Below are 22890 nucleotides of genomic sequence, written 5' to 3' on the forward strand. Positions count from 1 at the left end.
AGGACTTCCATGAATTTCGATGAACTGCTAGAGGCCGTGCGCCGCCACCCGGCGTCGGTCAGTATCCCACCAGACTGGGCCCAGGGCCGCGCTTCGTTTGGCGGGTTGATGGCGGCGCTGGTCTATGAGGCGATGTGCCAGAAGATCAGCGATGGGCGGCCAGTGCGCTCGTTGGCCATCAGTTTCGTCGGCCCGGCGGCACCGGATGTGCCGATACGCTTCGAGGCCGAGGTGCTGCGTGAGGGCAAGGCTGTGAGCACGCTGTTAGGGCGTGCGATCCAGGATGGGCAGGTGGTGACGCTGGTGCAGGGCAACTTCGGTGCTGGACGCCTGTCGGTGGTAGAGGTGCAGGCCGAGCCAGCGCCATCGTTCAAGGCTCTGGAGGATTCGGCACCGGAGTTGCCCTACATCAAGGGCGTCATGCCTGAATTCATGCGCAAGGTGGCGCTGCGCTGGGCGATCGGGGGGCTACCCTTCAGCGGCAACGCATCGCGCCAGATGGGCGGTTGGGTGCGTCTGCGCGACCTCCCGGAGGCGCCGCTCGAAGTGTCGCACCTGCTGGCGCTGGTCGATGCCTGGCCGCCGAGCCTGATGCCTTTTCTCAAGCAACCTGCCGCAGGCAGCACCCTGACCTGGACCATCGAGTTCGTCCAGCCATTGCCGGAGCTCAGTACGCACGACTGGTACCAGTACTGTGTAGAGACCGAGCACGCCCGTGATGGTTATGGGCATGCCGCAGCCCGCTTGTGGTCGGCGGATGGCCGCCTGTTGGCCTTGAGCCGGCAGACAGTGACGGTGTTTGCCTGAGCCTTGCCGCGTGTTCAGGGCCGATGCTTGTGTCTTTCGCGCCAGGCACGCCACCAGCCACCGCTCAGGACGAAACGTGGGAAGGTGATGAACTGTTCGGTCAACAGACGTTTCAGGGCGTCCTGTCGATCACTGAACGGCTCGGGTTGCTCGGCCTCCAGGCGATGGCCCTGGCGCTGCATGGCAAGCCCTGCGATCAGCGCGATCACGCCTACGGCAAGCTGGGTGATGTCGAGCGAGAACACGCCCGAAAGCACCAGCAGGGCACCTAGGATGAACAGCGGTACGGCAATCAAGTGCAGCACCAGGTTGGTCGGGTGGCGGTGATTATGGTGGTAGCCGCGCCATTGCCAGGCGGGCAGATTCGGCAGACGTTTGCTCATGGACAATTCCCCTTGGTCATGTCCAGAGCTTAGTGCGGCCCCCCGCAGGGGGCCAATCGAGGCTGTTTATCGGGACTATAGCTTGAGCTGGCCGATGGCTTTGTTCAGTTCGCCGGCGAGGGTCGCCAACGCATTGCTGGTGGTGGCCGATCCAACGGTCTGCTGTACGGTTTCTTCGGTAACGTCGCGGATGCTCACCACTGCCCGGTTCATCTCCTCGGCGACCTGGCTCTGCTGCTCGGCGGCCACGGCGATCTGTGTGTTGCTCTCGCGCATCTGCGCCACCGCGCGGGTGATTTCGGCCAGCGCATCGCCGGCTTCGCGGGCCTGCTTGACGCAGTCGTCGGCCTTGTAGGAGCTCTCTTGCATGTACTCCACGGCATCACGGGTGCCGTCCTGAAGCGCGGACACCATGGTGGTGATCTCGTTGGTGGAGTTCTGCACGCGCTTGGCGAGGTTGCGTACTTCGTCGGCCACCACCGCGAAGCCGCGACCCAGGTCGCCGGCGCGTGCGGCTTCGATGGCGGCGTTGAGGGCCAGCAGGTTGGTCTGTTCGGCGATGCTGTGGATCACGCTGACCACGCCATTGATCTTCTGGCTGTCGTCGGCCAGTTGGCGAATCATCTCGGCAGTCTGCTGCACGCCACTGGACAGCCCGGCGATGGAATCCTGTACCCGACTGACCACTTCCTGGCCGCTGCCGGCGAGGCTGTCGGCGCTTTGCGACAGGTCACGGGTGGCGCCGGCGTGCTGGGCGATGTGATGCACGGTGGCGGACATCTCGTTGATCGCTGTCGCGGCCTGGTCGGTCTCGCTCTGCTGGCCGATCATGCCGTGGCGTACCTCGTCCATGCTCGTGGCCAGGCGTGCGGCACCTGAGTCCAGTTGCGCGGCAGTGTGGGCCACGGTGCTGACTACGCGGTGGTAGGTCGTCTGCATGGCATTGAAGGCTCCGGCCATCTGGCCCACTTCGTCGCCACAGGCCAGCGGCACGCGCGCCGACAGGTCGCCGGTTTTTTCCACGTGCAGCATCACATCCTTGAGGGTGTTGAGCTGGCTGAGCAGGAAGCGGATCAGCAGCTGCGAAGCGCAAAGCATCGCCAGCATGAGAATCAGTACGCACACCGCGTAGTTGCTGAACCGGTCGATGAATACCTGGCGCAGGCTTGGCGATTGCGCCAGCACGGCAATGTGCTGGTTGCCCTGGCGCAGCACCTGGGCGCCGCGCAGCGGATCGTCGCCAAACAGCCAGGCGGCGGGCAACGCGACCCAGCCTTGGCCGTCACGCAGTGCCTCGACGGGCTCGCCTTTGAAGCTCGGGGTCTGGCCTTCCTGCCAAGTGATCATATGTGGCAGGTGGGGGAAGGGTTGTGCAGCGGGCCAGGTGGCCAGCAGTTCGGCCTGGGCGACGGCATGCGCCTGGGCCGATTCGGCGCGGGCCTGCTGCTCCAGGTAGACCGCGTAGAGCACCAGCAGCAAGGTGGTGACGAAGGCCACCGCATTGACTGCCCAGAATTTGTACTTCAGGGAAATATTGCTAAGCCAGGCACCCATGGTAGGTCTTCTCTGAGTTGAGCGGAAACATTATTGGCAAGGTGCCATCATTGTGTCCGCTCGCGCGCGAAGCCTTCATGACATGCGTCAAGGGAGCTTGAAGAAATCCTTGGCCGTGGCCGTGGTGTGCTGGGCGCAGTGCTCAACGCTTTCACCCCGGTGCAAGGCGACTTCACGCAGTACTTCAGGCAGGAACGCCGGTTCGTTGCGTCCGCTCTTCGGTTTCGGTCGCAGGGTGCGCGGCAGCAGGTAGGGCGCATCGCTTTCGAGCATCAGTCGGCCTTCGGGAATATTGCCTACCAGTGGATGCAGGTGCGTCCCGCGTCGCTCGTCACAGATCCAGCCGGTGATGCCGATGTGCAGGTCCAGGTCGAGGTAGGCGAACAGCGCCTGGCGCTCGCCAGTGAAGCAATGCACTACGGCGGCTGGCAACTGGTCACGGTAGTGCCTGAGGATTGCCAATAGCCGCTCGCTGGCATCGCGCTCATGCAGGAAGACCGGCAACTGCAGTTCGGCGGCCAGGGCCAGTTGAGCTTCCAGGGCTTTTTCCTGCTGTGGACGGGGGGAGAAGTCACGGTTGAAGTCCAACCCGCATTCACCCACGGCAAGCACCCGCGGCTGAGCCAGCAGATCGCGCAGGGTGCGTTCGCTCGCGCCTTCCCAATGGCTGGCATCGTGAGGGTGGACGCCGGCCGTGCTGAACAGGTGTTGGCCTGCCTCATCCAGGCGCTGGCATAGCAGCAGGGCCTCTTCGCTGACGGCAAGGCTGGTGCCGGTCAAAACCATCTGCGCCACGCCGGCGGCCAAGGCGCGTTCGACGATCGCCGCCTGCTGGTCGTGAAAGCTGCTGTTGGTCAGGTTGACGCCGATATCGATCAGTTGCATGGTGCTACCTCGTGCCGCGGGGCGGCCAGCATAGCAAAATCTGCAAGTTCGCAGAAAAACCAAGAACTTCAAACGTTTGCCATGGTCTCTTGCCGTCATTTGTCATGCGCACCGCTCGGCGCATGGTTTCGCCAACCGCTTCTGGACCCTTCTTCATGCTGCGAACCCTGCTGACGACCTTGCTGTTGCTCGGGCTGATCGCCGCAGCGCCTGCCATCGCCCGCGAAACCGGCCCGTTGCAGCATGTGCCGGCGAGCCAGAGTCGCGACCTTGCGCAGATTCGAGCGAGCAAGGTGTTGCGGGTGCTGGTCAACCAGAGCCGCAACAGCTCAGGCGAGGTCAAGGGCGAACCGGTGGGTATCGAGTACTATCGCCTGCGCGCGCTGGAGCATTTTCTCAATGCGCGGGTCGCGGACGGTCAGGAAATCACGCTGCAGATCGTCCCGCGCGCCAAGGAACAACTGATAGGCGCCCTGCAGCGCGGCGAAGGCGACCTTGCCGCGCCTGGCGAATTGCTCGATGCGGGGCTGGTGCAGGGCGTCGGAGTCAGTGCGCCGGTGCTTGACCAGGTGCCGCTGTTGCTGGTCGGACGCAAGGGTGAGCGAGCCTTCAGCCGGGTCGAGCAGCTGTCCGGGCGCACCATTGCCCTGACCACCGCCAGCGCTGCCGGTGCGGTGATCGAGCAGATCAACCAGCAGTTGGCCCTGCGCAAGCGCCCGCTGGTGAAGATCGAGTGGGTCGATCCGACTTTGGCAGTCGAAGATGTACTGGAGATGGTTCAGGCCGGCATCTATCACCTGACCGTGGTGGAGCGTCCCATCGCACAGCGCTGGGCCCGGGTGATGCCCAAGCTGCGCCTGGACACCCAGTTGCGCCTGAGCCAGCCTCAGGCCATGCGCTGGTACGTGCGCAAGGATGCCGAGCAGTTGCTGGCCAGCGTGGACCGCTTCCTTGCCGTTTACCGCGCGCCGGACAACCAGGATGCAGCCTTCGAGCGCATCTATCGACGCCAGTACCGCGTGCACAATCCGCTGGCCCGCCAGGACCGCCAACGCCTGGAGTCGCTGCGCGCGGTGTTGCAGAAGCACGGCGCCGAGCAGCAGATCGACTGGCTCAACCTGGCGGCCCTGGCGTTCAAGGAGTCGACATTCGATCCCAAGGCCCGTGGTACAGGGGGCGCCCATGGGCTGATGCAGATCACCCCGGCCGCCGCGCAACGGGTGGGCGTGAGCAATACGGCTACGGTCGACGGCAATGTTCAGGCCAGCGCCCGCTACCTCGCGCTGATCCGACGCAAGTTCTTTTCCAGCCCGCAGCTCAATGAGCGTGAGCGCATGGCCTTCATTCTTGCCGCCTACAACCTCGGCCCGGAACGCGTCCAGGCAATGCGCGCCGAGGCCCGTCGCCGTGGCCTCAACGGTAACCAGTGGTTTTTCCAGACCGAGCGCATCGCCATGGAGCAGGTGGGGATGGGGCCGGTGAACTTCGTCAACAGCGTCAACAAGTACTTCCTGGCATTCAACCGGGAGCGCAGCGCCTTGGAGCGGGTCGCGAAACGCTGATAAATCGACTTTTTCGATTTTTTTGTTGGGTTTTTTGCGGTTTTCTTATTCGCTGATTTGATTAAGATGGCGGCCATTCCAACCTGACATTTCAAGGAAGCTCACCCGATGAATCCCTCCCTCAACGCCCTGTTCGTCACCCGCGCCGGTTTCGGCCTCAGCATCATCCGCATCCTGGTCGGCATCATCTTCATGGCGCATGGCTCACAGAAGCTGTTCGGCCTGTTCGGTGGCTATGGCCTGGAAGGCACCGGTCAATGGATGGAGAGCATTGGCCTGGCCCCTGGCTATCTAATGGCCCTGCTCTCGGGCAGCGCGGAGTTCTTTGGCGGCCTGGCACTGCTGCTCGGCCTGCTGGCCCGCCCGGCTGCGCTGGCGCTGAGCGTGACGCTGGTGGTGGCGATCTTCTCGGTGCACATCGGCAACGGCCTGTTCATGTCCAACAACGGCTACGAGTTCGCCCTGGCGCTGTTGGGCGGCACGCTGGCGGTGCTGGTCGAAGGGGCAGGGCGCCTGTCGCTGGATCGCCTGATCGCCCGCTGACATCTCGCTGCAACCCGCCTGCGGCAAGCTGCAAGTGAACGCCCACTTGCAGCTTGCCGTTCGACGCTCTACGATACCGCTTGCGCCGATTTAAACAGCTACTTGCGGGGCGCAGGAGAGGCCCTAGGGCAATCCGAAATACCGCTAAAGCGCTGGTTCGGTGACGCCTCCCACCGCTGCCCAGCGGGATTCGCGAGGCGCAGAGATACCACCATGAGTTGCCCACGTACCAGTGTTTGCCTGACCCCACTGCCTGCTGACCAGGCATCCCGCACACCGCGCATCCTGCTCGGTGGCCAGCATCAACCCACACTTCTGCGTAACCTCGACGGCTTTTCGCGCCGCAAGGGCCAGGCCCGTGCCTTCCTCATCCAGTTCGCCGAGGCGGCTTGCAACCTTGCCCATTACGCCAACGACCGCTTTGACCTGGCTGTGATCCAAGCCCCGATCGGTGAGGATGCCGGCGAGATCATCGGCCAGTTGACCCGCATTGCACGCCAGGGCCTGATCACCCGCCGCTGAGCGAGGTGTGGCGGCGCCTGTTTTTGGTTAAGCTCGGTAACCCGGCAGGCCCAAGGCGCCTGCTGTGGCTGTGCCGAGGAGAGCAAGCGGTTTGAGTACCAACATCATCACCACCGAAGGTCATGAAGCCCTCAAGAAGGAGCTGGATCACCTGTGGCGCGTCTACCGCCCCGAGATCACCCAGAAGGTGACCTGGGCTGCGTCGCTGGGGGATCGCAGCGAAAATGCCGATTACCAGTACAACAAGAAATTGCTGCGCGAGATCGATCGGCGAGTCCGCTACCTGCGCAAGCGCCTCGAGGATGTGAAAGTTGTCGCCTATTCCCCGGAGCAGGAAGGCAAGGTGTTCTTCGGTGCCTGGGTCGAGATCGAGAACGACGACGGCGAAACCCTGACGTTTCGCATCGTCGGTTACGACGAGATCTACGGTCGTAACGACTACATTTCCATCGACTCGCCCATGGCCCGTGCGCTGCTGAAAAAAGAAGAGGGCGATGAAGTGCTGGTGCAAACGCCCACGGGTGAAGCGACCTGGTACATCAATCGCATCCACTACGGCGCCCAGTGAGCGCATTCAGGTACAGCCGCCCCAATGTGTCCCCCGCCACCGCAATCTGCGCCTCGCTCAACGAGGCGTAACCCACCAGTACGCCCGCCGGCCAGGCATGTTCACAGGTGAACAGCCCGAGCGGCTGAAGCATCAGGCCCTGCTCGTGGGCCTGTTGGCAAAATTGCTGTTCGTTGCAGCCTTCGGGCAACCAGAGGATGAAATGCAGCCCTGACTGCTCGCCGGCAATCTGCACGTCAGCGTGCCGGCGCAGCCTGTCGATGAGCAGGTCGCGGCGCTGCTGGTAGGTCTGCCGGGCAATGCGCAGGTGGCGTGCATACTGGCCGTTGCCGAGCATCTGCTCCAGCGCCCGCTGGCCGAGGGCGCCAGGCGCCTGCCCGGAGATCGTCAGCGTGTCCAGCATTTCGGCGTGCAGGCGCCGGGGAACCACGGCAAAGCCCAGGCGCAGGTTGCTGAACAAGGTCTTGTTGAAACTGCCGCAGAACAGCACTCGGTCGTGGTGGTCGATCGCCTTGATCGCCGGCAGCGGTGCACTCGCATAGTTGTACTCGCTGTCGTAATCGTCCTCGATGATTATCGCGCCCCGTGCCTGCGCCCAGTCGAGCAGGGCCTGGCGGCGTTCGACGCTCATGCAGATGCCCAGTGGCGCTTGATGGGCGGGCGTAACCTGTACCGCCCCGAGTGTTTCATGGTCGGCAAGGGCATCGACGCGCAGGCCCTGTTCGTCGAGCGGCGTGCTGAACAGCCTGTGCCCCGAACGCTCGAAAATCCGCCTGGCCCAGGCATAGCCTGGGTCTTCAACGGCGAGCGCTCGGTGCTTGGGCAGCACGCGGCTGAACAGGTCGAGGGTGTGGCGAATGCCGTGGGTGACCAGGATGTCATCCGCCTCGCAGTCGATACCCCGATAGAGCTTCAAGTGCGCTGCGATGGCCTGGCGCAGGCGTGGGTCACCCTGCGCAGGGAGGCTTTCAAGCAGGCCGGCGCCGTCCAGGCGTGCCGGGAAAAGAGGCTGCTCCAGCAAGTTCGGGTCGGGCAGGCGGGCGACGAAGGGGACCCGCGCTTGCACCTGCGCCTGCACCGACTGCGGGTCGGGCATCGGCCGCGATAGCGACGCCTGGCCGGCCGGATTGCCGGATGCGATCAGGGTATCGGGCAGTTGCAGGGTGACCTGCGACCCTGCGCCCTGGCGCCGCTCGATGAAGCCTTCCAGCTTGAGCTGCTCGAACACCGCCTCCAGCGTGCCACGCGCCACGCCCCAGCGCTGTGCCAACGTGCGTGTGGAGGGCAGCAGGGTGCCGGGTGGCAGATGGCCGCTGACCACCAGCTCCTGGAGAAATCCATGCAGCAGCCGGTGCTTGCCGGTAGCGCTACCGGCAGACAGCTCGAACGGCAGGGCGAGATCGAGGGCAATGGCTTGTTTGCCTCTGGCCATAGTGGTCCATATTCGGGAAGGCCTAATGGGCCTTCATCTTATGCAGCGCCGCCCCTAACCTCAATCGCGTGACGCAGAGCCTTTGCGTCGTGCCTGCAGGCGTCCCCGACCTTCATTCGAGGAACATCGAATCATGCGTATTGCGGTGGGGCTGCGTTCGCCCGTCCGATTGTCTTTTGCTTCGCGGGTGCAGCCATGAACCGGCCCGGATTGTCAGTGGCCTTGCTGGCCGCAGTGGTAGTGCCGCAGGTCGGGCTGGGCATCATGGTGCCGGCCTCGGCGCAACTGGCCGAGCAGTTGCAGGTTGGCCTTGGCCAGGTGCAGAGCACACTGGTGATGTACATGGTCGGCTATGCGCTGTCGATGGTGCTGGCCGGGCTGCTGTGTGATCGCTACGGCCCGCGGGCAGTACAACTGGGCGGGCTGCTGCTGGCAGCGTGCGGTACCGGGCTTGCGGCCAGCGCCACGTCCTTCCTGCCCTTCATGATCGGCCGCCTGCTGCAAGCATTGGGCGGCTGCGTCGGCACGGTGACCACCCGCATGGTGGTGCGCGAGGTGTTCACCGAGCGCGAGCGCATGGGCATTCTCACCACGCTGGCTTCGGCCATCGCCATCACCCCGTGCCTGGCGCCGTTGCTGGGTGGCGCTTTGCTACCGCAGTTTGGCTGGCGCGGGATTCTGGGGCTGGTGGGGGTATTCAACCTGCTGGTACTGCTGGTGTTCTGGCGCCTGGTGCCGAGCCTGCCGGGGACAGGCCAGGGCGTTACTCCGGGCCTGGTGCTGCGGGTGTACGGACGCAACCTGGGCAACGCTGCGTTCGTTTTTCATGCAGCCTGCATTAGCCTGGTTTGGATGAGCTACTTCGGCTTCCTGTCTTCATCGTCCTACGCCTTCCAGGTTGTCCTGGGGTTCAGCGCATTCGAATACGGCGCGCTGATCGCCATCTGTGCACTGGGTTATGTCACCGGCAGCTTTCTGGCCCGGCGCCTGAGTCGCCAGCATGACCTGGCGCTGATCCTGGCGGTCGGGGCCGCTGTCGGTACTGTCGGCTGGGTTGGCCTGTGGTTGGCCGTTCACCTGGCAGGGCCGGTGGCGGGAGCGTTCGTGGTTCCGATGATGGCAATCCTGTTGAGCACTGGCATGGTGATTCCGGCGACCCAGGCAGGGCTGCTGCGTTGTGTCCAGCGGGATATCGGGCTGTCCACCGGTCAGTTCTTCTTCCTGCAGATGGTCAGCGGTGCGGCGTATGGCTTTCTTGCCAGCCACTGGCCGCATTTGGATGTGAGCCAGTTGGCATGGCTGGTGGGCGCGCCGATGGTGCTGCTCACCGTGCTTACAGGCACGGCGAGCATGCGCCGTCGGCTCAGGTCTCGCGCAGAACGCTCAGTGGCGTTGCATTGAGTGCCCGCCGGGTGCCGAACACACCGGCCCCGCCGACCAGGACCGCGCCCAGCACGGGCAGTACCAGCAGCCAGGGATGCGGCGCCCAGTGCAGGTCGAAGGCATAGCGGTACAGGGCCCAGGTGATCAATTCGCAGCCCAGGGCAGCGAGCAGGCCGCTGGCGGCGCCAAGCAGGCCGAACTCGATGCGCCGGGCCTTGACCAGTAGCGCACGGCCGGCGCCCAGGGCGCGCAGTAGCGCGCCTTGGCGGATACGCTCGTCCAGGGTGGCCTGCAGGCCGGCGAACAACACCGCAAGGCCCGCCGCGAGCACGAACAGCAGTACGTACTCCACCGCCAAGGTGACCTGGGCGAGGATGCTGCGCAGTTGCCCAAGCAGCGCATCGACCTGGAGGATGGTCACCGCCGGAAACGCCCGCGACAGGGCGACCACGTCGGTATCGTGCCCGGGCGCGAGGTAGAAGCTGGTCAGATAGGTGGCGGGCAAACCTTGCAAGGTGCCGGGCTGGAAGATCATGTAGAAGTTCGGCTGGAAGCTGTCCCAGTGCACCGTACGCAGGCTGCTGACCCGTGCCTGGCGGTGCTCGCCGCCGATGTCGAAGGTCAGCAGGTCACCCAGCTTGAGCTTGAGGCTTGCGGCCAGCTCGGCTTCGACCGATACCGCGGGTGGTCCGTCGGTCGCCGGTGGCGTCTGCCACCAATCGCCTTCGCTCAAGGCATTGCCCTGGGGCAGTTCGGCGGCCCAGGTCAGGCTCAGGTCGCGCTGCACGGCACGATCGCCGGTAGATTCCTTGCTCACCAGCTGCTGTACCGGCTGATCGTTGATATGGGTGAGGCGCCCGGGGATCACCGGGTACAGCGGCGCCGAGGTGGCATTGACCTCGCGCAGGCGCTGGGCAAAGGGTTCGCGCTCGTCTGGCAGGATGTTCAGCGCGAAGTGGTTGGGGGCATCCTTGGGTAGTTGCGCCTGCCAGTTGTCCAGCAGCTCGGCGCGCAGTAGCGCGACCAGGGCCATGGCCAGCAGGATCAAGCCGAAGGCCAGCGCCTGGCCGGCGGCTGCCAGCGGATGACGCAGCAACTGACCCAGCCCCAGGCGCCAGGGCAGCGGCGAGCCGACCAGTAACCGGCGTAGGCTGCGCAGGCCCAGCAGTAGCAGGCCACCAAGCAGCAGCGCGGCGATCAGGCCGCCGCCGAGCAGGGCGAAGGTCAGCAGCAGGTCCAGGCTCAGGCGCCACATGATCAGGCCAAGGGCGAACAATGCCGCGCCATAGACCAGCCAACTGCTGGGCGGTACCGGCAGCAGGTCACGGCGCAGCACGCGCAAGGGCGGTACCCGGCCCAGAGCGGCGAGCGGAGGCAGGGCGAAGCCGGCCAGCGCCACCAGGCCGGTGCCGATGCCAGCCAGTGCCGGGGCGATGCCGCCCGGCGGAACGGTACTGGGCAGCAGCCCCTGCAGGAGGGCGAACAGACCCAGTTGCGCGAGCCAGCCAAGCAGGGCGCCGGCGAGCGCCGCCACCAGCCCCAGCATCGCCAGTTGCAGCGAGTACAGGCCCAGCGCCTGGTGTCGTGACAGCCCCAGGCAGCGCAGCAGGGCGCTGGCGTCCAGGCGGCGGGCGGCATAGCGACTGGCCGACAGCGCCACGGCCACACCGGCCAGCAGTACCGCGACCAGGCTGGCCATGTTCAGGTAGCGTTCGGCGCGACCCAGGGCGCCGCCGATCTGGCGGTTGCCGTCACGGGTGTCGAGCAGCCGCTGGTTGGCGGCAAGATCCTTCTCCACCGCCTGGCGATATTGCACCAGGGTGTCCGGCTCGCCGCGCCACAGGTCGCGATAGGTGACCCGGCTTCCTGGCTGGATCACGCCGGTGGCGTCCAGGTCAGCGATGTTCATCAGCACGCGTGGGGTGAGGCTGTAGAAGTTGCCGGCGCGATCCGGTTCATAGGTCAGCACGCGGGTCATGCGCAGGGTCTTCATGCCGACGTCGATGCTGTCGCCCAGCGAGAGCCCCAGTGCCGCCAACAGGCGCGCCTCGACCCAGGCTTCGCCGGCCGCCGGCCCGCCGCCGGGCGTCTCGCTGCCATAGGGCGTGGCGGCGCTGCGCAGTTGGCCACGCAGTGGATAGGCCGGGTCGATGGCCTTGATGCTCGACAACTGGATACCGGTATCGGCGGCCACCACGCTGGTGAACTCCACCACGCGGGCGTGGGTCAGGCCACGCGAAGTACCGGCATCGATCTGCGCCGCCTGGGCGGCGGAGGACCCTTGCAGCACAAGGTCAGCAGCGAGGAATTCGCTGGCCCGCAATTGCATGGCACCGTTGAGACGGGCGCCGAAGTAACCAATGGCGGTGCTGGCGGCGACGGCCACCAGGAGCGCGAAGAACAGTACTCGCACTTCACTGGCGCGGGCGTCACGCAGCAGTTGGCGCAGGGCCAGGGCGCACAGGCGCATGAACGGCAGGCGGGTCATCATGGCTCCAGGGGCGCCACCAGGCGTCCGGCGTCCAGGCGGATCAGGCGACGGCAGCGCTTGGCCAGCCGCTCGTCATGGGTCACCAGCACCAAGGTGGTGCCGCGTTCCTTGTTGAGCTCGAACAGCAGGTCGCTGATGCGCTCGCCGGTATGGCTGTCGAGATTGCCGGTGGGCTCGTCGGCGAACAGTACTGCCGGGTGCGCCGCGAACGCACGGGCGATCGCCACCCGTTGCTGCTCGCCGCCGGACAGCTGGCGTGGGGTGTGGCTCAGGCGCTGGCCCAGGCCGACCCGTTCGAGCAGGGTGCGGGCCTGCTCGCGGGCGTCGCGGCGGCCGTCCAGCTCCAAGGGCAGCATGACGTTTTCCAGGGCATTGAGGCTGTCGAGCAACTGGAACGACTGGAACACGAAACCGACGTGTTCGGCACGCACCCGTGCGCGCTGGTCTTCGTCCAGGGGGCCAAGGTCGTGGCCGGCGAGCACGACACTGCCATCACTGGGGCGGTCAAGGCCTGCGAGCAGGCCGAGCAGGGTCGACTTGCCCGAGCCGGATGCACCGACGATGGCCAGGCTGTCGCCCTGGTCGAGGTCGAGAGAAAGCGGGTGGAGGATGGTGAGGTCGCCTTCCGCGCTGGGGACCACTTTGCTAAGGTTCTGCGCAACGAGAATGCTGGGGCCCATGGAGAATCCGATGCGAATGTGGTGGTTGAGTGCCGGTCTGGCCCTGTGTTGCCTGGCCCAGGGCGCGGCGGCGGGAACGTTGCTGGTTGTCGGCGATAGTATCAGTGCCGGTTTTGGCCTGGATACCCGCCAGGGATGGGTCGCGCTCCTGGAGCAACGCCTGAAGGACGAGGGTTTCACCGACCGTGTGGTCAATGCCTCGATCAGTGGCGACACCAGCGCAGGTGGCCAGGCGCGGCTGCCGGCGCTGCTTGCAGCGCACAAGCCTGATCTGGTGGTGCTGGAGTTGGGCGGGAACGACGGGCTGCGTGGGCAACCGCCACAACAATTGCAACAAAATCTTGCCTCGATGATTGATCGCTCCCGTGAGGCCGGCGCCAAGGTGGTGTTGCTCGGCATGCGCTTGCCACCGAATTATGGCGTGCGCTACACCACCGCGTTCGCCCAGGTCTATGAGCAGTTGGCGAAGGAAAAGAAGGTGGCCTTGGTGCCGTTCTTTCTGGAGGGCATAGGTGGGGTGGCGGAGATGATGCAGGCCGACGGCATCCATCCGGCCCAGGGCGCCCAGCAGCGCTTGCTCGATAATGCCTGGCCGACGATAAAACCCTTGCTCTGACGCTTTTATCGGGGGCCGCTTTCGGCTAATGTTGCGCCCCCCGTTTCGAGTGCCCCCGATGCCACGCCCCGCCTGGTCCCTGTATGCCTACCAATTGATCGAGCCCGACGAGCAGCTCGACCTGTTCGCCTGCCAGGAAGTCCGTGTCCATCTCGCCGCCCGCCAGCTCGAACTGGGCGCTCCGGTCGACCGCACCTTGTGTGGCGGCTTGCTTCCGGCGCAGCCGCGCTGGTCGTCGGTCGAGCGCGCGGTCTATCGCGACGAACGCCTGTGCCCGCTATGCCGGGCCATTCTCGATGCCCAGCGGCGGGGTACGCGTCCGGTGTGGCCGGAGCTCTGAGCTCACCTTTCATCATTTGTAACCCTTGCAACGCCTGCCGATGCCTCCCGCTTGAATCCGGGCGGGTGTACAATCGAATGTCTTGAACCCTCTTTCGAAGGATTTACCGGATGTTGCCGCGCTTTCCCGCCGTCACCCGTTGCCTGTCCCTGGCCGCCTTGCTGCTGACCGGCCCTGCCGTCGCGCTGGAGCTGCCATTGCCACCGCCCGGCGAAGACGTCGTCGGCCAGGTCCGGACGATCAAGGCCAAGTACGAAGACACCTTCGCCGACATCGGCACCGCCAACGACCTGGGTTACCTGGAGATGATCGCCGCGAACCCGGGCGTCGATCCCTGGTTGCCTGGCGCCGGCACCGAAATCATCCTGCCGACCCGTTACGTCCTGCCACCCGGGCCACGCGAGGGGATCGTCATCAACCTGGCCGAGTACCGCCTGTACTACTACCCGAAAGGCGAGAACGTGGTGCACACCTTCCCGTTGGGGATCGGTCGTGAAGGCTGGGGTTCGCCGATCGCGATCACCAAGATCACCGCCAAGACACCAAACCCGACCTGGACGCCGCCGGCCTCGATTCGCGCCGAACACGCCGCTGACGGCGATATCCTGCCTGCCGTCGTGCCGGCTGGCCCGGATAACCCGCTGGGTCCGTTCAAGTTCACCCTGGGCCTGCCGGGCTACCTGATCCACGGCTCGAACAAGAAGTTCGGCATCGGCATGCGCACCAGCCATGGCTGCTTCCGCATGCTCAACAACAATGTTGTGGCACTCTCCAAGATGGTGCCGGTGGGCACCCCGGTGCGGATCATCAACGAGCCTTACAAGTTCGGCGTGAGTGGTGGCAAGGTCTATCTCGAGGCGCACACGCCGCTGGACGACCATGGCAACCCGTCGGTGGTCGACAAGCACACGGCCGTCATCAATGCGCTGCTCAAGCGTGAAGACCTGGCCAACAACCTGCGTATGAACTGGGACATGGTTCGTGACGTGGTGGCCGCCGAGGATGGCATGCCGGTCGAAATCGCCGTCCCGGTGAATGGCCAGGGTGCCGCACCGATGGTGTCGAGCATCCCGCCAGAGCTACAGTAAGCCCTTGCCTGCGTGAACCGAAAGGCCTGCCATCGTGCAGGCCTTTTTGTTTTTCGGGTGACGGGAGTCGGCGTGGAGAAGGGGCGTTCTTCGGGCAATAAAAAAGCCGGCCCACAAGTGGGCCGGCTCCATAACAATCCGTGAGGATTATTACTTGCGGCTGGCTTTGTCCAGCATACGCAGAGCGCGCTCGTTGGCTTCGTCAGCGGTCTGCTGAGCCTTCTGAGCGGCTGCCAGAGCGTCGTCAGCCTTACGGTAGGCTTCGTCAGCACGGGCTTGAGCGCGAGCTGCTGCGTCTTCAGTCGCAGTCAGACGAGCTTCGGTTTCTTTGGATACGCTGCTGCAACCGGTAGCCAGAACTGCGGCCAGAGCCAGAGCAGAGAATTTCAGAACGTTGTTCATCGTGTTCCCCTTCAAGGACTTTCTATTAAATAGCCATCTCTCGGAAAAGAGAAACTGGCCGGCGTACATAGTACCCATTACTTGTAGTAAGTAAACTGACAGAGCGCAAGAACTGCAAAAAAAATGTTGCCAGGGGCCGCGTGTGACGGGGTTTGTAAAGAAAGTGGGAAGGCCATGCAAATCGGACGCAAGCGGTTGTACCAAGGAAACTTTTTGTTGAACTAAGGGTGACTTTCACGGTCCTCAAACGTCTTAACCCGTAGAACATCCGGCAGGCTGTTTGGTGTCGACCGGCACCGGCGGCCCAACCCGCTTTCATGGAATTTTTAGCCATGTGCACCTTGAGCAATCCCGCGTTGCACGCCTACTATTTGGGTGTCCCGGGCGTCGAACGATTGCTGATGGACCAGGGTCCAAGGGGCATGAGTGGCGTTGAGGTTCCTCCGCCGGATAAACCATCGGTCAAGGCAAAGGTCTGCCAAAAGACCTGCGAGGAGTAGTGATGAGTGAAGCGCTGACCATCCACCATGACCAGGCCGGTCATCAGTTCGAGACCAATGTGGACGGTCATCGTGCCTACCTGACGTACATGGACCTGGGCAAGCAGACGCTGGATATCTATCGCACCTTCGTTCCCAACGCCCTGCGCGGTCGCGGTATCGCCGCGGCCCTGACCGAAAAGGCTCTGGAGTACGCAGAGCAGATGGGCTACACCGTCATTCCATCATGCTCTTATGTCGAGCGTTACATGGAACGCCAGCAGCGCCATTCGACCAAGGCCTGAATCGACACCGCACCAACAAAAACGCCGGGCATCTGCCCGGCGTTTTCGTTGGTGCGTATCAGCCGCGCTGGCGCTTGGGCAGCACATCCTTGAGCTTGGCGTGCATGCTGCGCAGGCTCTTCTCGGTGGCCGCCCAGTCGATGCAGGCGTCGGTCACCGAAACACCGTATTGCAGGTCTTCCAGGTTTTTCGGGATGGCCTGGCAGCCCCAGTTCAGATGGCTTTCGACCATCAGGCCGATGATCGACTGGTTGCCTTCCAGAATCTGGTTGGCGACGTTCTCCATCACCAGCGGTTGCAGGGCCGGGTCCTTGTTGGAGTTGGCGTGGCTGCAGTCGACCATGATGTTGGCCTTGATCTTGGCCTTGGCCAGATCCTGTTCGCACAGGGCAACGCTGACCGAATCGTAGTTGGGTTTGCCGTTGCCGCCACGCAGCACCACGTGGCCGTAGGCGTTGCCTTTGGTGGTGACGATCGACACGCCGCCTTCCTGGTTGATGCCCAGGAAGCGGTGGGGCTTGGACACCGACTGCAGGGCGTTGATCGCCACGGTCAGGCCGCCGTCGGTGCCGTTCTTGAAGCCGACCGCCGAAGACAGGCCCGAGGCCATTTCACGGTGGGTTTGCGATTCGGTGGTACGGGCACCGATGGCCGACCAGCTGATCAGGTCCTGCAGGTATTGCGGGGAGATCGGGTCGAGGGCTTCGGTCGCGGTCGGCAGACCCTTCTCGGCCAGATCCAGCAGCAATTGGCGACCAATGTGCAGGCCGTCCTGGATCTTGAACGAGTCATCCAGGTACGGATCGTTGATCAAGCCTTTCCAGCCGACGGTGGTACGAGGCTTCTCGAAATACACACGCATGACCAGATAGAGGGTGTCGGAGACTTCTTCGGCCAGTACCTTGAGGCGATCGGCGTACTCGTGGGCGGCCTTGATGTCGTGGATCGAGCAGGGGCCGATCACGACGAACAGGCGATGGTCCTTGCCGTCGAGGATGTTGCGCACCACTTCGCGGCCGGCAGTCACGGTCTGCAGGGCCTTGGCGCTGAGGGGAATCTCTTTCTTCAGCTGATCGGGGGTGATCAGGGTCTCGTTGGAGGCAACGTTGAGGTCATCGATCGGTAAATCAGCCATCGTGTTACTCGTCAGGTCACGGGTGCCGGCCGCCAGCAAACCCCGTGCGGCCCAGCAGCAGATTGTTCGCAGCGGGGAGCCGAACCTTAGCGCGTTACATCGGGCGCGACAATGGGCAGGGGGCCGTCAGCGCTGAAAAGGTGCCCTGGCCGTGCGCGAGCTGCCTTGCAGGCCGATCGCGATACAAGGATCGCGAAGGGGGCTCGCCGAGGGGGGCGACATCAGGGAGTGTTCGCCCACCAGCGCTGCTTCGGAAAATTCTGCGCCATGCTGGGCGATCCACTGCTGCGCCAGCACCTGCGCCTGTTCGCCGTGCAGGTCATGTTGCTGGTGCACTTGGCAATAATGATGAATATGGCAAACCTGCTCACCCATGCGCGCGCCGAACAGGGCCTGGTCGTCGGTGAAGGCGATGCCCACGCGGTAGCCTGCATCCAGCTGCTGGCACCAGGCAACATAACCGGCATAGCGCGCCTGTGCGCCCAATGACGGAATGACCACTTCCACCGCAGTGCCGCGACGGTAGGCACGCGGGTGGTTGCAAGCGATGCCGCCAAGCCCCAGGGTATGCAGGTGCCGACGGAACAAGCTGGGAGACGGGCGAAGATTCAGTTCGAGCGGAATCCCGTCAGGGTGAGGCAGAAATCCACACATCGTCGACTCCGTGTCGATTATTTGACCTTCATCGCTTGAGTATAGTGAAGGATCGCAAACCGGCTGATTCGCTGTAAAAAAATCGGACAGACAGTCATCGCTTCGACAGGAGAGCGGTATGGATCCTCGTAACAAACGCATCGGCATCATCGGTAGCGGTGCCATCGGTGGCTTCTATGGGCTGATGCTGGCGCGTGCCGGTTTTGACGTGCACTTTCTGCTGCGCAGCGAATATGGCGTGGTGCATGAGCACGGGCTCACGCTGCGCAGCGCTGTGCACGGGGAGTTGCAGATGGACGTCCAGGCTTATGCCTCGGCCAGCGACATGCCGCCGTGCGACTGGTTGCTGATCGGCACCAAGGCCACCAGCAACGCCGAATTGGCGCCGCTGATCGTCCAGGCGGCTGCGCCCGGTGCCAGGGTGGTGTTGCTGCAGAATGGCCTGGGCGTCGAGGAGCAGTTGCGTGGCGCGTTGCGCGATGACATGCACCTGCTCGGGGGGCTGTGCTTTATCTGTGTGAACCGCGAAGCGCCTGGGGTGATCCGCCACCAGGCGCTTGGTGCGGTCAACCTGGGTTACCACAGCGGTCCCAGCGATGACCGCGGCGCAGCCATCGTCGCCGAGGGCGCCGAATTGTTCCGCGCGGCGGGCGTCGACTCGCAGCCAATGGACAACCTCGCTCAAGCGCGCTGGCAGAAGCTGGTGTGGAATGTGCCGTACAACGGCCTGTCAGTGTTGCTGCAGGCCAGCACGACGCCTCTGATGACTGATCCCGACAGCCGCGCGCTGGTTCGCGGGCTGATGGCCGAAGTGGTCGAGGGCGCACGGGCCTGCGGGCATATCCTGCCGGAGGGCTATGCCGAGCACCTGTTCCGGGTCACCGAGCAGATGCCTGACTACTGGCCGAGCATGTACCACGATCACGCTCAGCAGCGGCCGCTGGAGTTGCAGGTGATCTACGGCGAGCCCCTGGCCCGTGCTCGCGAGGCCGGTTGCCACTTGCCGAAGATGGAGGCGCTGTACCAGGCGCTGGCGTTCATCGACCGGCGCAACTGCGCGGGCTGAAGCCTATGGCTGGCCGCTGCGCCGGACGGCGAAGCGGCTCTCCACGGCACTGCTAAGCTGTAGCTTGCTCTGCCCCCGCGGCAGTGGAGGAGGCCGAATGATCCGTTCCATGCTGTACGCCACCGATCTCGGCGTGTATGCGCCCTTCGTCATGCAACACGCCCTGGCCTTGGCGCGGACCTTCAACGCAGAGTTGTACGTGATCCACGCCGTCGAACCCATGGGCCAGTTCGCCGAGTCGTTGCTGCAAAGCTATCTCGATGAGCAGACCCTCGACCGCCTTCACTCCCAAGGGGTCAATACGGTGATGGCCAACATCGAGCAGCAGGTGCTGGAAAATTTTCGTGAGGAATTGGGCGAGGCGGCCGATCTGGCAGTGATCAAGGCCGTGCGAGTGCGCCAGGGCGATCCGGCGCAAGTGATTCTGGAGCAGGCCCAGCGCCTGGCGGTCGACCTGTTGATCTTCGGCAGTCACGCCGAGGGCGCGGGTGTCGATGTACCGATTGGTCGCACAGCGGTGCGGCTGCTGCAACTGTCCCCGGTGCCGGTATACATGGTGCCGTTGGCGCAGCATTTGGGGCGTAGGAAAGTCTGAGACTGGCGGTAGGTCTTTTCCTTGGGGTGTAACAAAATAGTTCTAGATTTATTTCTCTTACCACTAATATAGTTATAAATCGTTGCTGCCAGCAGCCGGTGACCTACCGCTGATTCGAGGGGAATCTATGAAGCTTCAACAACTGCGCTATATCTGGGAAGTAGCGCACCACGACCTCAACGTCTCCGCGACTGCGCAGAGCCTGTACACGTCTCAGCCCGGGATCAGCAAGCAGATCCGTCTCCTCGAGGACGAACTGGGCGTAGAAGTCTTCGCCCGCAGCGGCAAGCACCTGACCCGCGTCACCCCGGCGGGCGAGCGCATCATCACCACCGCTGGCGAGATCCTGCGCAAGGTCGAAAGCATCAAGCAGATCGCCCAGGAGTTCTCCAACGAGAAGAAGGGCACTCTGTCCATCGCGACCACCCATACCCAGGCCCGCTATGCCCTGCCTCCGGTGATCAGCAACTTCATCAAGCAGTACCCCGAAGTATCCCTGCACATGCACCAGGGCTCGCCGATGCAGATCGCCGAGATGGCCGCTGACGGCACTGTCGATTTCGCCATCGCTACCGAGGCGCTGGAGCTGTTCGGCGATCTGATCATGATGCCGTGCTACAAATGGAATCGTTGCGTGGTGGTGCCCCAGGGGCATCCGCTGACCAAGCTGCCGAAGCTGACCCTCGAAGCGGTGGCCGAGTACCCGATCGTCACCTATGTGTTCGGTTTCACGGGCCGCTCCAAGCTCGACGAAGCGTTCAACCATCGCGGCCTGACGCCGAAGGTGGTGTTCACCGCCGCAGACGCCGACGTGATCAAGACGTATGTACGCCTCGGTCTGGGCGTGGGTATCGTCGCGAAGATGGCGGTCGATCCGAAGCTCGACAGCGACCTGGTGTGCCTGGATGCGAGCGAGCTGTTCGAAGCCAGCATCACCAAGATCGGCTTCCGCCGTGGCACCTTCCTGCGTGGCTTCATGTGCGATTTCATTGAAAAGTTCGCACCGCACCTGACCCGCGAAGTGATGGCCAAGGCCATCCAGTGCCACAACAAGCAGGAGCTCGAAGAGCTGTTTGAAGGGGTTGAGTTACCCGTGCACTGAATTGGCATGAAGCAGGGGCCGCGTTGCGGCCCCGTCGCGGGGCGAGCCCGCTCCTACAGATTTTGTGTAGGCGCGGGCTTGCCCCGTTTGTTTTCAGGCCTTGCTGATCAGGTTACCCGCGTGCAATCCGCATTCCTTCTGCGTCGACTCCTCCCACCACCAGCGCCCCTCGCGCTCGTGCTGGTTCGGCAGCACCGGGCGCGTGCAAGGTTCGCAGCCGATGCTGATGAAGCCGCGCTCATGCAGGCTGTTGTACGGCAGCTCGAGCATGCGGATATAACCCCAGACTTCCGCGCTGCTCATCTGTGCCAGAGGGTTGAACTTGTACAGGGTGCGTTCGGGCGTCGAGAATGCCGAATCGATCTCCAGTGCTGCAACCTGGCTGCGGGTGCCAGGGCTCTGATCGCGGCGCTGGCCGGTTGCCCAGGCGCTGACGGTGGCCAGCTTGCGACGCAGCGGCTCGATCTTGCGGATGCCACAGCATTCGCCATGGCCATCCTTGTAGAAGCTGAACAGGCCCTTTTCCTTGACGAATGGGTCGAGCTTGGCGCGGTCCGGGCTGAGGATCTCGATCGGCAGGTTGTACTGCTCGCGAACCTGGTCGATGAAGCGGTAGGTTTCCGGGTGCAGGCGACCGGTGTCGAGGCTGAACACCTTCACTTGCTTGTTCAGCTTCCAGGCCATGTCGACCAGCACCACGTCCTCGGCACCGCTGAAGGAGATCCACAGGTCGTCGCCGAAGTGTTCGAAGGCGAGCTTGAGAATGTCCTGCGGGGACTTGCTGGCATAGGTCGCGGCCAGGGCGGCGACGTCGAAGGGTTGGCTCATCAGGCGGTTTCCATCGTGTGTATGGCGCTGTGCGCTCGTAATGGGTCGATGGTAACAAAAAATGGCGGGGTAGACGGGCTCGAATAGGTGACGCCCGCTTTGCCGGCGGATCATCGGCTATAGCCCCTGCAAGGTCTCCATCAGCACCCGCACTTTGGCGATCGACTCCTCGTACTCGGCCTCCCACGCCGAATCAGCCACCACCGCGCCACCGCCCCAGCAACTGACCTGACCCTCCTTGACCAGCAGGCTGCGGATGGCGATCGAGCTGTCCATCTCGCCGCGCACGTCGAGGTATAGCAGCGAGCCGCAGTACAGGGCCCGGCGTGTCGGCTCCAGTTCATCGATGATCTGCATGGCACGGATCTTCGGAGCCCCGGTGATCGAACCGCCGGGAAAACTGCCGGCGATCAGGTCCAGTGCATCCTTGTCGGCGGCCAGGCGCCCGGTGACGCTGCTGACCAGGTGGTGGACGTTGGGGTAGCTCTCGAGGCTGAACAGCTCCGGCACCTTCACCGAGCCGATCTCGCAGGTACGGCCGATGTCGTTGCGCAACAGGTCAACGATCATCAGGTTCTCCGAGCGGTCCTTGGTGCTGGCTTGCAGCTCGCGGGCGTTGCGCAGGTCTTGCTCCGGGTCTGCCGAGCGTGGTCGGGTGCCCTTGATCGGGCGGGTCTCGACGTTGCCCTGGCTGACGCGGATGAAGCGCTCCGGCGAAAAGCTCAGCAGTGCGCTGTCGGGGCTCAGTTGCTGGAAGCCCGAGAAGGGCGTCGGGCAGGCGCTGCGCAGCGCCTGGTAGGCGTGCCACGGATCGCCCTGGCAGGGGGCGCGAAAGCGCTGCGTGAGGTTGATCTGGTAGCAGTCGCCGGCGTGGATATAGCGTTGTACCTGATCGAAGGCTGCGTGGTACTGCTCGGCACGAAGATCGCCCTGCATTGGAGACAGCAGCTTGAAGGTTCCGCTGAGTGGCGCGTCATCCTCCTCGAACAGGCGGATCAGGCGCTGGCGTTCGCTGTCGGCCAAGGCGGGATGGAACACCAATTGGCTGGTGCGCAGTTGGTGGTCGGTGATGGCGGCCCAGGCGTACAGGCCCAGTTGCGCATCGGGCAGGCCGAGGTCGTCTGTCGCCTGCTGCGGTAGATGCTCCAGGCGCCTGCCGAAGTCATAGCTCAGGTAGCCCATCAGTCCGCCGGCGAACGGCAGTTCGCTATCGTCGGGCAATGTAGCCTCGCCGAGTCCTGCCAGGGCCTGGCGCAGCCGCTGCAGATAGTGTTCACCGCTTTCGCCGTCCTGCGCTTGCAGTTGTTGCAGTGGCCAGGCACTGAACAGGTCGAAGCGCCCGCGCTCGGCGACCGGGCGGGCGCTGTCGAGCAGGATGGCGCCGGGGGCCAGGCGCAAGCGGCTGAAGTAGTGCGCAGGGTCGGGTTGGTAGGGCAGGGGGTGCAGCGTACAGGTCGGCATCGGAATGGA

At 64.0% G+C, this 22890-nt stretch carries 23 protein-coding genes and 1 pseudogene; 13 read left to right on the forward strand and 11 right to left on the reverse strand.

All coding sequences use genetic code 11. The features are described from left to right. The first annotated feature begins 9 nt into the window (after positions 1-9). Positions 10-807, forward strand: a complete 798-nt coding sequence (locus tag AB688_RS11355) for an acyl-CoA thioesterase (protein ID WP_063544118.1) — start codon at positions 10-12, stop codon at positions 805-807. Positions 808-821: 14 nt separating this feature from the next. On the opposite strand, the gene AB688_RS11360 is transcribed toward AB688_RS11355, so the two are convergent. The 3 genes from AB688_RS11360 to AB688_RS11370 form a co-directional block, all read right to left on the reverse strand. Next, positions 822-1190: an Mpo1-like protein gene (locus tag AB688_RS11360; RefSeq protein WP_054892381.1), complete on the reverse strand. Its 369-nt coding sequence runs from the start codon at positions 1188-1190 to the stop codon at positions 822-824. Positions 1191-1265: 75 nt separating this feature from the next. After that, the gene (locus tag AB688_RS11365; protein ID WP_063544120.1) at positions 1266-2744 is read right to left on the reverse strand and encodes a methyl-accepting chemotaxis protein; all 1479 of its coding nucleotides are present in this window, start codon (positions 2742-2744) and stop codon (positions 1266-1268) included. Between the two features lie 87 nt (positions 2745-2831). Beyond that, positions 2832-3629 carry a TatD family hydrolase gene (locus AB688_RS11370; RefSeq protein WP_063544126.1) on the reverse strand — a complete coding sequence of 266 codons (798 nt, stop codon included), beginning with the start codon at positions 3627-3629 and terminating at the stop codon, positions 2832-2834. A 155-nt stretch (positions 3630-3784) separates the two neighbouring features. On the opposite strand from AB688_RS11370, the gene AB688_RS11375 reads away from it, so the two are divergent. The 4 genes from AB688_RS11375 (at position 3785) to greB (ending at position 6824) form a co-directional block, all read left to right on the forward strand. Beyond that, the gene (locus AB688_RS11375; RefSeq protein ID WP_063544127.1) at positions 3785-5191 is read left to right on the forward strand and encodes a transglycosylase SLT domain-containing protein; all 1407 of its coding nucleotides are present in this window, start codon (positions 3785-3787) and stop codon (positions 5189-5191) included. Positions 5192-5299: 108 nt separating this feature from the next. Continuing rightward, on the forward strand, positions 5300-5734 hold the full coding sequence (locus AB688_RS11380; protein WP_054892377.1) for a DoxX family protein: 435 nt from the start codon (positions 5300-5302) through the stop codon (positions 5732-5734). Positions 5735-5947: 213 nt separating this feature from the next. Further along, positions 5948-6256, forward strand: coding sequence for a hypothetical protein (locus tag AB688_RS11385; RefSeq protein WP_054892376.1), 309 nt, complete (start codon positions 5948-5950; stop codon positions 6254-6256). Between the two features lie 91 nt (positions 6257-6347). Further along, on the forward strand, positions 6348-6824 hold the full coding sequence (gene greB, locus AB688_RS11390) for a transcription elongation factor GreB (RefSeq protein ID WP_063544128.1): 477 nt from the start codon (positions 6348-6350) through the stop codon (positions 6822-6824). Here the strand turns inward: greB and AB688_RS11395 are convergent. Beyond that, positions 6796-8256: a PLP-dependent aminotransferase family protein gene (locus tag AB688_RS11395; protein ID WP_063544130.1), complete on the reverse strand. Its 1461-nt coding sequence runs from the start codon at positions 8254-8256 to the stop codon at positions 6796-6798. The two genes, greB and AB688_RS11395, sit on opposite strands and share 29 nt — an antisense overlap. Before the next feature lie 195 nt (positions 8257-8451). Here AB688_RS11395 and AB688_RS11400 point away from each other — a divergent pair, with 195 nt between their 5' ends. After that, positions 8452-9657 (forward strand): MFS transporter, encoded by a 1206-nt coding sequence (locus AB688_RS11400; protein ID WP_081255220.1) that lies wholly within the window; start codon positions 8452-8454, stop codon positions 9655-9657. Here AB688_RS11400 and AB688_RS11405 read toward each other — a convergent pair. Together AB688_RS11405 and AB688_RS11410 are read right to left on the reverse strand one after the other, a co-directional pair. After that, positions 9620-12127, reverse strand: a complete 2508-nt coding sequence (locus AB688_RS11405) for an ABC transporter permease (RefSeq protein WP_063544133.1) — start codon at positions 12125-12127, stop codon at positions 9620-9622. The two genes, AB688_RS11400 and AB688_RS11405, sit on opposite strands and share 38 nt — an antisense overlap. Further along, positions 12127-12810 (reverse strand): ABC transporter ATP-binding protein, encoded by a 684-nt coding sequence (locus AB688_RS11410; RefSeq protein WP_063544135.1) that lies wholly within the window; start codon positions 12808-12810, stop codon positions 12127-12129. Before AB688_RS11410 ends, AB688_RS11405 begins: the two co-directional genes overlap by 1 nt. A 10-nt stretch (positions 12811-12820) precedes the next feature. On the opposite strand from AB688_RS11410, the gene AB688_RS11415 reads away from it, so the two are divergent. The 3 genes from AB688_RS11415 to AB688_RS11425 all read left to right on the forward strand — a co-directional run bounded on the left by AB688_RS11415 (position 12821) and on the right by AB688_RS11425 (position 14854). Next, entirely contained in the window at positions 12821-13426 is a 606-nt protein-coding gene (locus tag AB688_RS11415) for an arylesterase (protein WP_054895439.1), read from the forward strand. A 58-nt stretch (positions 13427-13484) separates the two neighbouring features. Beyond that, positions 13485-13766, forward strand: a complete 282-nt coding sequence (locus tag AB688_RS11420; protein WP_054895440.1) for a hypothetical protein — start codon at positions 13485-13487, stop codon at positions 13764-13766. A gap of 110 nt (positions 13767-13876) precedes the next feature. Next, positions 13877-14854, forward strand: coding sequence for a L,D-transpeptidase family protein (locus tag AB688_RS11425; RefSeq protein WP_054895441.1), 978 nt, complete (start codon positions 13877-13879; stop codon positions 14852-14854). A gap of 150 nt (positions 14855-15004) precedes the next feature. On the opposite strand, the gene oprI is transcribed toward AB688_RS11425, so the two are convergent. Next, the gene (oprI, locus tag AB688_RS11430; protein ID WP_003259780.1) at positions 15005-15256 is read right to left on the reverse strand and encodes an outer membrane lipoprotei OprI; all 252 of its coding nucleotides are present in this window, start codon (positions 15254-15256) and stop codon (positions 15005-15007) included. A 502-nt stretch (positions 15257-15758) separates the two neighbouring features. On the opposite strand from oprI, the gene AB688_RS11435 reads away from it, so the two are divergent. Then, positions 15759-16040, forward strand: a complete 282-nt coding sequence (locus AB688_RS11435; protein ID WP_054895442.1) for a GNAT family N-acetyltransferase — start codon at positions 15759-15761, stop codon at positions 16038-16040. 58 nt (positions 16041-16098) lie between these two features. Here the strand turns inward: AB688_RS11435 and AB688_RS11440 are convergent, their stop codons facing one another. Continuing rightward, positions 16099-17175 carry a 3-deoxy-7-phosphoheptulonate synthase gene (locus tag AB688_RS11440; protein WP_054895443.1) on the reverse strand — a complete coding sequence of 359 codons (1077 nt, stop codon included), beginning with the start codon at positions 17173-17175 and terminating at the stop codon, positions 16099-16101. 237 nt (positions 17176-17412) lie between these two features. Continuing rightward, positions 17413-17829, reverse strand: a pseudogene (locus tag AB688_RS11445) (PilZ domain-containing protein); the annotation flags it as partial. Between the two features lie 118 nt (positions 17830-17947). Between AB688_RS11445 and AB688_RS11450 the strand changes: the two are divergent. The 3 genes from AB688_RS11450 (at position 17948) to cysB (ending at position 20592) form a co-directional block, all read left to right on the forward strand. Beyond that, the gene (locus AB688_RS11450; protein WP_063544137.1) at positions 17948-18895 is read left to right on the forward strand and encodes a putative 2-dehydropantoate 2-reductase; all 948 of its coding nucleotides are present in this window, start codon (positions 17948-17950) and stop codon (positions 18893-18895) included. Positions 18896-18992: 97 nt separating this feature from the next. Beyond that, positions 18993-19490: a universal stress protein gene (locus tag AB688_RS11455; protein WP_054895445.1), complete on the forward strand. Its 498-nt coding sequence runs from the start codon at positions 18993-18995 to the stop codon at positions 19488-19490. Positions 19491-19617: 127 nt separating this feature from the next. Further along, a complete protein-coding gene (cysB, locus tag AB688_RS11460) occupies positions 19618-20592 on the forward strand; it encodes an HTH-type transcriptional regulator CysB (protein WP_054895446.1) in 975 nt (324 codons plus the stop codon). 93 nt (positions 20593-20685) lie between these two features. Here cysB and AB688_RS11465 read toward each other — a convergent pair whose 3' ends face one another. Together AB688_RS11465 and pabB are read right to left on the reverse strand one after the other, a co-directional pair. Further along, positions 20686-21420, reverse strand: coding sequence for a phosphoadenylyl-sulfate reductase (locus AB688_RS11465; RefSeq protein ID WP_054895447.1), 735 nt, complete (start codon positions 21418-21420; stop codon positions 20686-20688). 117 nt (positions 21421-21537) lie between these two features. Then, the gene (pabB, locus tag AB688_RS11470; RefSeq protein ID WP_063544139.1) at positions 21538-22881 is read right to left on the reverse strand and encodes an aminodeoxychorismate synthase component I; all 1344 of its coding nucleotides are present in this window, start codon (positions 22879-22881) and stop codon (positions 21538-21540) included. Positions 22882-22890: the final 9 nt, after the last annotated feature.

The sequence above is a fragment of the Pseudomonas putida genome (assembly GCF_001636055.1).
Classification (GTDB): domain Bacteria; phylum Pseudomonadota; class Gammaproteobacteria; order Pseudomonadales; family Pseudomonadaceae; genus Aquipseudomonas; species Aquipseudomonas machongensis.

Coding starts and splice junctions, on each gene's coding strand:
- AB688_RS11405 (WP_063544133.1), bottom strand. CDS start 12,127: ATGACCCGCCTGCCGTTCATGCGCCTGTGCGCCCTGGCCCTGCGCCAA.
- cysB (WP_054895446.1), top strand. CDS start 19,618: ATGAAGCTTCAACAACTGCGCTATATCTGGGAAGTAGCGCACCACGAC.
- AB688_RS11360 (WP_054892381.1), bottom strand. CDS start 1,190: ATGAGCAAACGTCTGCCGAATCTGCCCGCCTGGCAATGGCGCGGCTAC.
- AB688_RS11415 (WP_054895439.1), top strand. CDS start 12,821: ATGCGAATGTGGTGGTTGAGTGCCGGTCTGGCCCTGTGTTGCCTGGCC.
- AB688_RS11370 (WP_063544126.1), bottom strand. CDS start 3,629: ATGCAACTGATCGATATCGGCGTCAACCTGACCAACAGCAGCTTTCAC.
- pabB (WP_063544139.1), bottom strand. CDS start 22,881: ATGCCGACCTGTACGCTGCACCCCCTGCCCTACCAACCCGACCCTGCG.
- AB688_RS11375 (WP_063544127.1), top strand. CDS start 3,785: ATGCTGCGAACCCTGCTGACGACCTTGCTGTTGCTCGGGCTGATCGCC.
- AB688_RS11385 (WP_054892376.1), top strand. CDS start 5,948: ATGAGTTGCCCACGTACCAGTGTTTGCCTGACCCCACTGCCTGCTGAC.
- AB688_RS11420 (WP_054895440.1), top strand. CDS start 13,485: ATGCCACGCCCCGCCTGGTCCCTGTATGCCTACCAATTGATCGAGCCC.
- AB688_RS11440 (WP_054895443.1), bottom strand. CDS start 17,175: ATGGCTGATTTACCGATCGATGACCTCAACGTTGCCTCCAACGAGACC.
- AB688_RS11450 (WP_063544137.1), top strand. CDS start 17,948: ATGGATCCTCGTAACAAACGCATCGGCATCATCGGTAGCGGTGCCATC.
- AB688_RS11465 (WP_054895447.1), bottom strand. CDS start 21,420: ATGAGCCAACCCTTCGACGTCGCCGCCCTGGCCGCGACCTATGCCAGC.
- AB688_RS11425 (WP_054895441.1), top strand. CDS start 13,877: ATGTTGCCGCGCTTTCCCGCCGTCACCCGTTGCCTGTCCCTGGCCGCC.
- AB688_RS11365 (WP_063544120.1), bottom strand. CDS start 2,744: ATGGGTGCCTGGCTTAGCAATATTTCCCTGAAGTACAAATTCTGGGCA.
- AB688_RS11455 (WP_054895445.1), top strand. CDS start 18,993: ATGATCCGTTCCATGCTGTACGCCACCGATCTCGGCGTGTATGCGCCC.
- AB688_RS11380 (WP_054892377.1), top strand. CDS start 5,300: ATGAATCCCTCCCTCAACGCCCTGTTCGTCACCCGCGCCGGTTTCGGC.
- AB688_RS11410 (WP_063544135.1), bottom strand. CDS start 12,810: ATGGGCCCCAGCATTCTCGTTGCGCAGAACCTTAGCAAAGTGGTCCCC.
- oprI (WP_003259780.1), bottom strand. CDS start 15,256: ATGAACAACGTTCTGAAATTCTCTGCTCTGGCTCTGGCCGCAGTTCTG.
- AB688_RS11395 (WP_063544130.1), bottom strand. CDS start 8,256: ATGGCCAGAGGCAAACAAGCCATTGCCCTCGATCTCGCCCTGCCGTTC.
- AB688_RS11400 (WP_081255220.1), top strand. CDS start 8,452: ATGAACCGGCCCGGATTGTCAGTGGCCTTGCTGGCCGCAGTGGTAGTG.
- AB688_RS11435 (WP_054895442.1), top strand. CDS start 15,759: ATGAGTGAAGCGCTGACCATCCACCATGACCAGGCCGGTCATCAGTTC.
- AB688_RS11355 (WP_063544118.1), top strand. CDS start 10: ATGAATTTCGATGAACTGCTAGAGGCCGTGCGCCGCCACCCGGCGTCG.